The organism is Terriglobales bacterium (assembly GCA_035543055.1).
In the GTDB taxonomy this organism is placed as follows: Bacteria; Acidobacteriota; Terriglobia; order Terriglobales; family Acidobacteriaceae; genus JAIQFD01.
Genome location: DATKKJ010000132.1, coordinates 1 through 6,865 on the forward strand (window position 1 = coordinate 1; position 6,865 = coordinate 6,865).

The following is a 6,865-nucleotide window of genomic DNA, read 5'->3' on the forward strand; positions in this document are numbered from 1 at the left end:
AGATCCAGGCGCTTTGGGCAGTCCCCGCTTCCGGCTGGACCCCGGTGCGGACCTTGGTCCGGCCTCCCACGGCGCCTACTCCGGCGAACCACGCCATGGCCGCAAGTAGGGGGACGTCAAACAGGTTGCCCGTGTAGTACTTGCCGAGGTTGATGGCAACGTTGCTGGTGACCGACGCAAGGGCATAGACCAGGGCGGCTCCGAAAAGGTGTCCGTACACAGTCCTCCACCCGCCCTTGCTGCGCCACCAAGCCAGCGCAACGGCAATCACCACGACTACATGCTCGGCAAAGTAAAGGACGTCGAAGCTCTTGCCATAGAGCTGGTCGTTGAACGAAACGTAGTGCCACGGGATCACTAGGAAAAGATAGAGGTAGAGCCACCAAACCAGCAGGAGGACGAAGTCGACGACCCCGAGGCGATCGGCTTGCTCGTCACGCTCGATGTGGGGCCGCACCGCGAGCGCGCCCATGATCGGCACTTCGTGCAGAAAAAGGATGATGTCGCCGACGAAGGGATTCGGCACTTCCTTCCGCAGGTACACTTCGAAGAACGTCCACAGCACCTGGGCCGAGAGCCACATGCCGCAGCCCAGGGACAACAGCATCCAGAAAAGCCTGGTGCGGCCCTCCGTCCTGGGCACGTTGCCGGCGATGAAGCCGAACGCAGCGAGCAGAAGAAGACACTGCGTGAAATCCCCGACGGCGGTCAGGAGATAGCTGCGCCGGAGTGCGAGGGACAATACGGCGTTGACGCACACCAATCCCCAGACCGCCCAGAACCAGGACTTCGGCTGCGGAGAGAAGGGCAGGTTCATCCGGTACGATATTAGGCCATAATCCGGGGGCGCAAAGTTACCGAGGTCACGGCAGGTATTGCGCTGGTTATCCTCGACCCGCGTTGAGTCCCTGGACGAGTTACCAGCCCTGGATCTCGGGCAAAGCTTCGCAGCGCGTGATCTCGGCCGCGATCCCCACCTGCTTCTCGCCGGGGCGTTCCTCCACCCGCACCACGCGGGCATTGCAGCACACCCAGCGCTGCGCGAATTCCGGGATCTCCGGCGGCATGATCATGATGAGCTCGATGGCGGAGCCCGGCTCGACCCTGGTGTCGAAGAAGAAGAACACCCCCTTTTGGCTCAGGTTCCCGGTGACGCCCATGGCGCGGCTCGTGGTCCGGGGATGGCGGACGCTGGTCGGGATGCAGTAGGGGAAGCGTTCGGCGCGACGGTGGTCCTTCTTCGACTGTGGCATGGGTCCCTCGTGGGTAGCAGAGGTTAGTCCTGCGAGAGAGTGCTGTCAATCGCCCGACCGGACATGCACGCCTGCTTTTCCTGCAGGTACGGATTCGGCTCCTCTTCCGGGAGCATCAGTCCGGCAGGATAGGCGCCACCGTTGTACTCTGCCAGGCGGTTCTTCCACTTGAGGAAGTCGGTGATGGTCCGCGGCTCGATGCGCACTTCCACCCGCCGCAGGCTGGCGAGCAGCAGGTTCATCTCGTGCATCATGCCTTGCGGAGTGCGCAAGCTGGCGCGACGCGGCTTGACTACGAACTGCAGCTTGCGGCCGCGGCATTCCAGCAGTCCCCATCCTGCGGGCAGCTCGGCGGGGGCGATCAGGCCGGCGGGTGCCAGATAGATGCGCTCGCAGCCCAGCGCCAGGTCCGGGTCCTTGCGCCACGGCTTCTGCGCATCGGCCAGGAAGTCGGCGCGCGAAGCCTTGCACTCCACCACCACCGACCGGCACCTACCCTTCCAGCCGATGACGTCCGCAACCTCGCCGCTGGAGCAGGCTTGCTCGGAGAGAATGACGCCGCAGCGGTAGGAACGGCGAAGCCATGACTCCGCCAGCTTCACCAGTTGAGCGTGGGTCATGGCTTTGCTTGTACCGCAGCCGGGGCAACCGGGCTAGTGACTGTGCGGAGTCGCCGTCCCCAGTTGCTGCAGCGCCTTTTCCGTTGCCGCCAGCAGCGCCTCTGCGCCGACCGGCGCGCCGGTGGCGTGCTTCATCCACACGTCCGGGGCGACGCGCCCATACCTGGCCGCGTTCTCGAACGCCGGCCCGATTTTCCCCATGTCCTCCATCTTTTCCTCGATTTGGAAGGCGATCATGTGGCCGAGAGGGTAGTCGGGCAGGTAGAGGAAGGCATCGATCATGTGCGAATAAATGCCTAGTAGCACCACGTCCTTCTTGCCGAACACGGGAGCGTAGTACCGGTTCCAGATGTCCTTGGAGATCTGCACCGTAGCCTGCTTGAGCTCGGCGGCGCTGGCTTTGGGATGGTCGTACATCCAGTGCCACACCGCCATGTCCACCAGGGCGACGCCGGCGATCTCATAGGTGCCCCAGAACTCGTTGAGAGTCGCCATGGCCTTGGTTTGGGCATCGGGCTTGGCCAGCCCCAGCAGTTCCAGGTCGTGGTTCTGCAAGACCATGGCCAGAGCCTCGGTGAAGGCGGTGTTGGGCACGCCGCTCAGGTGGTAGAAGTCGATGTCGTTGAGCGAGAGGGTCTGCTCGACGTTGTGTCCCATCTCGTGAACGGCGATGTTGTAGCCCTTGTAATTCATCCCGCTCTTTTCCACGCGGGTGCGCAGATGTGCTTTCTCGGAACGCATGCCGGCGCCCATGGCATGGCCGGAACCGCGCGCCGGGTCCACCACGATGTTGGCCGCCAGCTGCCGGGCCCGCTCCGGTGTCCAGCCGAACTTCACCAGGATGTTGGCGATGTCATCCTTGTAGGCCTGGGCGGTGGCGTACTTCTTGGAGACGATCTCGTCGAGCTGGGCCTCAGTGTACTGGCCGCGTGCGCGGAAGCCGTTGTACCAGATGTCGAATGGTTCGAGAGGGCGCCCCAACCGCGTCTCGATGAGCTTGGCGATGCGCGGCGCCAGGGGAGAGGTGACTACGGCCTTAAGCATCGCTTCAAAACGGGCTTCCGGGATCTCGCGGTCCTCGTCGAAACGGCGGGCGATGTGGGTGGGCGCCGTCGGCGAGTAAGGGTCGGCCTTCTTCACCGCCAGGTAATCTTTCCACAGCATGGCGTAGCGGGTGTCGGGCTCGGCGGCGTTGCTCGCCTTCAGGTCTTTCTTGCCGGATACGTCGCCGTCGTGCACGGCGGCGGCTTTGACTTGGTTGGAAAAGGGATTCCAGTCCACGTAAGGATTGTCGATCACGCTGGCGGGGATGGTCTGGGTGACGATGCGCTCCATCACCTGCTGGATAGCGCGCTGTTTGGCCAGCCCGTTCTGCTTGTCGCTGTAGTCGGCCTTGATCTCGTCGCGCAAGTTCCAGTGGGAGAGCAGGCGCAGCCCGGCAGGGAAGAGGCGGTTGCCGCCGTCGTCCACCACGTGGTGCATCCAGATGTTGTAGCTGGCGATGTAGGCGTCCGACTGCGAGGCGGCCTCGGCGATGGCCAGTTGCACGTCGGCCGGGATGCGTTTGGAGAAGCGCTGTGCCAGGCGAGCTTCCGCCCACTGCCGCCGCGTCCAGGCCGGCCCCTGGGTGAGGCGTTCTTCGAGCGTGGTCAGGGGAAAGTTCAGCAGGACTGCGAAGGCGAGCTTGTTCTGGAAGAAGTCGTCCAGCACGTGGGCGCCGGGATCGTAGCCGGCGAAGATCTCGTCGTAGGGCTGGATAGGGCCGACATCGAGGTCGGCGACGTTGCGGAACTCGCGGTTGATCTCGTGCATGTGCCCGTCGAGTTGCTCCATCAGCCTCTCGAAGCGGGTGAAGAGCGTATCGAGGGCCTGCTGGTCGCCGGCGAATTCGGAGCTCACAAAGGCTTCGAAGGCAGCCTGGTCGCCGTCCGCGGAGCGCCAGAAATCGCCCACCTGCTTGAGGCCGCGCTCGATGCGGGCACGCTGGGCCTCGCCGTACTTGCTGACGAGTTCCGCTTTCGACTTCGCGGTTGCGTCCTTCAGCCAGGGCGGAAAAGCGGTGGTGGTCTGGGCCGAGGCGGTGCTGGCAAACAATGTCATGCAGAAGAAGACAAATAACACACGGAAGTGCACGGCGTCCTCCTGTCGTGCCCGATGTTAGGAACGCGACAGTATAGCGGTAGAGACGCCCGGCAGGGCATCTCTACCCTAGGGAAGAAAAAGGCCCGGGCCGGAGCCCGGGCCGATAGAGGAACCTGGTTCGCTAGTCGGCTGCCGATTCCTTGCGATTGGTGATCTGCGTGGGCACGTTGACCGGGCAGTCTCCGAGGATCGGCTGGCACGATGCGTCCTTTCCCGGGACATGCTGCGGCGCCTTGGTGCCGGTGAATTGCTCCTCCTCGGTCGAGCCGTGCAGAGCCATGGTCGAGGCCTGCCCGGCGGTGATCACCTTCTGCACTTCGTCGAAGTATCCGGTGCCGACGAATCGCTGGTGCTTCACTGCGCCATATCCGTGTTCGTGCTCGCGGGCGAATTCCTTCTCCTGCAAACGCGAGTAGGCGGTCATGCCGCGGTCCTTGTAGGCCCGCGCCAGCTCGAAGAGGCTCAGGTTCATGGCGTGGAAGCCGGCCAGGGTCACAAACTGGTACTTGTAGCCCATGGCGGAGAGCTCGCGCTGGAACTTGGCGATGGTAGCTTCGTCCAGCTTCTTCTTCCAGTTGAAGGACGGCGAGCAGTTGTAGGCCAGCATCTTGCCGGGATGCTCGCGGAGCACGGCCTCGGCGAAGCGGAGCGCCTCCTCCAGGTTGGGCTCGGAGGTCTCGCACCAGACCAGTTCGGCGTAGGGCGCGTAGGCGATGCCGCGGGCGATGGCCGCTTCGATGCCGGAGCGGACCTCGAAGAAGCCCTCCACGGTGCGTTTGCCGGTGCAGAACTCGCGGTCGCGGGGATCGATGTCACTGGTCAACAAGCCGGCGCTATTCGCGTCGGTGCGGGCCATCACCAGCGTGGGGACGCCCAGGACGTCGGCCGCCAGCCGCGCCGCAATCAGTTTTTGGATGAACTCGCTAGTCGGCACCACCACTTTTCCGCCCAGGTGGCCGCACTTCTTGGCCGACGAGAGCTGGTCCTCGAAGTGGACGCAGGCCGCGCCCGCCTCGATCATTGCCTTCATGAGCTCGAAAGCGTTGAGCGTTCCGCCGAAGCCGGCTTCGGCATCGGCGACTAGGGGCGCGAACCAGTAGATGCCGTTCCTGCCTTCGGCATGATGGATCTGGTCGGCGCGCTGCAGCGCGTTGTTGATGCGGCGGCAGAGATTGGGGACGCTGTCGGCCGGGTAGAGGCTCTGATCTGGATACATCTGGCCGGCGTCGTTGGCGTCGGCGGCCGCCTGCCAGCCGCTGACGTAGATGCTGCGCAGTCCCGCCTGCACCATCTGCACCGCCTGGTTGCCGGTCATGGCGCCCAGGGCGTGGACGTAACCGGGCTCCTGGAGGAGGCGCCAGAGGCGCTCCGCGCCCAGCCGGGCCAGGGTGTGCTCGACCTGGATGGAACCGCGGAGCCGCTCCACGTCCTGCGCGGAGTAGGGGCGGGTTATGCCCTTCCAGCGCGGGTCGGTGGTCCATGGCTGCGTGAGTTCGTTCCCTTTGCCGTTGCTTCCATTGTTACCCATTGCCTGTCTCCTGTGTCCGTTCCGGGGCGGACCGCCCGCCCCTGGGGGCCCTTGACCCTGTGATGGAGGTCACAGTGTTCAAGATGCTGAACGGTTATTCAGCATTATGGAGAAAGCCTAGGATTCGCGATTTCCGAGGGTCAACGCACCTGTTCAGCCTATTGAACACAAATTCCAGATGCTGTACATTGGCAAAGCCATGACACCCGAAGCCCCCTCGGTGGCGGTGGAGCGCACCCTCGAGATCCTGGAGGCGGTGGCCCACCGCAGCAGCGGCATGACCAATGCCGACATCAGCCGCAAGCTCGGCATCCCCAAGAGTTCTGCCAGCTACATCCTGCGCACCCTGGAGCGCCGGGGATACCTGCGCCGCGATCCCGAAACGGCACGCTACCGGCTGGGGGTCAAGGTGCTGAGCCTGTCGCGGGGCGCGCTCACTGGCCTGGACGTGCGGGAGGCGGCGCTGCCGGCCATGCGCCAGCTGGTGGACCACTCCCACATGACCGTCCACCTGGCGATCCTCGACGGGGACGAGGCGGTGTACGTGGAGAAGGTCGAGGCCCCGGGCTTCATCAAGATGGACACCTGGGTCGGCAAGCGGATGGAGATCCACTCCACCAGTGTGGGCAAGGCGCTGGCCGCCTATCTCGACCCGCAGAAGATCGAGGCTGTCCTGCGGGCACGGGGCATGAAGAAGCTGACCAGCAAGACCATCACTTCGCCGGCGCGCTTCATGAAGGAGCTGGAGAGGGTCCGCGAGCAGGGCTACGCTGTGGACGACGAGGAGAACAGCGCGGAGGTGCGCTGTGTGGGCGCGCCCATCTTCGGCGCCAGCGGCCAGGTGGAAGCGAGCCTGGGCACGACCGGCACCATCCACCAGGTGAGCCGGGAGATGCTGCCCAAGATCGCCGCCTCGGTCAAAGAGGCGGCGCTCCGCATCTCCCACCAGTTGGGCTATGACGCCCGCTCGCGCCGCAGCTACGTACCCAGCTTGTAGGCAGCCAAACCGGCCTTTCTGGGGCGCATCCTACCTCATGGCAGCAAAGGAGCCGTAATGCGCGCATTGTTCTGGTTCGGACTGGTGGTCCTGGTCTTAGGGGTCGCTTCGCTTTTCATGACCATCCCGCAGCGGGAGACCCATGGCATCCGGGCGGGCGACCTGTCGGTCGGGGTAGAGATGCAGCACAACGAGAAGGTCCCACCCATCGTCAGCGCGGTGATGATCCTCGGCGGGGCGGGAATGATGATCACCGGCGGCCGGCGCCGCTAGCGGCGGCATTCCGGCAGCAAGACCAAAGCCCCGCGGAGGCGGGGCTTGTCAT

Annotated in this window: 7 protein-coding genes; 2 read left to right on the plus strand and 5 right to left on the minus strand. The window is 64.4% G+C overall.

Going from position 1 to position 6,865, the window contains the following annotated elements:
- The 5 genes from VMS96_09170 to aceA form a co-directional block, all read right to left on the minus strand.
- Window positions 1-817: hypothetical protein (locus VMS96_09170; protein ID HVP43593.1), on the minus strand; the 817-nt coding region annotated here is incomplete at its 3' end.
- A gap of 100 nt (window positions 818-917) precedes the next feature.
- Window positions 918-1,253: a PilZ domain-containing protein gene (locus VMS96_09175; protein HVP43594.1), complete on the minus strand. Its 336-nt coding sequence runs from the start codon at window positions 1,251-1,253 to the stop codon at window positions 918-920.
- Window positions 1,254-1,276: 23 nt separating this feature from the next.
- Window positions 1,277-1,873, minus strand: a complete 597-nt coding sequence (locus VMS96_09180; protein ID HVP43595.1) for a hypothetical protein — start codon at window positions 1,871-1,873, stop codon at window positions 1,277-1,279.
- Between the two features lie 33 nt (window positions 1,874-1,906).
- Window positions 1,907-4,006 carry a hypothetical protein gene (locus VMS96_09185; protein HVP43596.1) on the minus strand — a complete coding sequence of 700 codons (2,100 nt, stop codon included), beginning with the start codon at window positions 4,004-4,006 and terminating at the stop codon, window positions 1,907-1,909.
- Between the two features lie 130 nt (window positions 4,007-4,136).
- Entirely contained in the window at window positions 4,137-5,543 is a 1,407-nt protein-coding gene (aceA, locus tag VMS96_09190; GenBank protein HVP43597.1) for an isocitrate lyase, read from the minus strand.
- Window positions 5,544-5,721: 178 nt separating this feature from the next.
- On the opposite strand from aceA, the gene VMS96_09195 reads away from it, so the two are divergent.
- Window positions 5,722-6,540: an IclR family transcriptional regulator gene (locus tag VMS96_09195; protein HVP43598.1), complete on the plus strand. Its 819-nt coding sequence runs from the start codon at window positions 5,722-5,724 to the stop codon at window positions 6,538-6,540.
- A 57-nt stretch (window positions 6,541-6,597) separates the two neighbouring features.
- Complete coding sequence (locus tag VMS96_09200; GenBank protein HVP43599.1) at window positions 6,598-6,813, plus strand: hypothetical protein; 216 nt, start codon at window positions 6,598-6,600, stop codon at window positions 6,811-6,813.
- The last annotated feature ends 52 nt before the right edge of the window (window positions 6,814-6,865 follow it).

Excerpts from the sequence above, each read along its gene's own strand:
- VMS96_09175 (HVP43594.1), bottom strand. The coding sequence starts at position 1,253 with ATGCCACAGTCGAAGAAGGACCACCGTCGCGCCGAACGCTTCCCCTAC.
- VMS96_09180 (HVP43595.1), bottom strand. The coding sequence starts at position 1,873 with ATGACCCACGCTCAACTGGTGAAGCTGGCGGAGTCATGGCTTCGCCGT.
- aceA (HVP43597.1), bottom strand. The coding sequence starts at position 5,543 with ATGGGTAACAATGGAAGCAACGGCAAAGGGAACGAACTCACGCAGCCA.
- VMS96_09195 (HVP43598.1), top strand. The coding sequence starts at position 5,722 with ATGCTGTACATTGGCAAAGCCATGACACCCGAAGCCCCCTCGGTGGCG.
- VMS96_09200 (HVP43599.1), top strand. The coding sequence starts at position 6,598 with ATGCGCGCATTGTTCTGGTTCGGACTGGTGGTCCTGGTCTTAGGGGTC.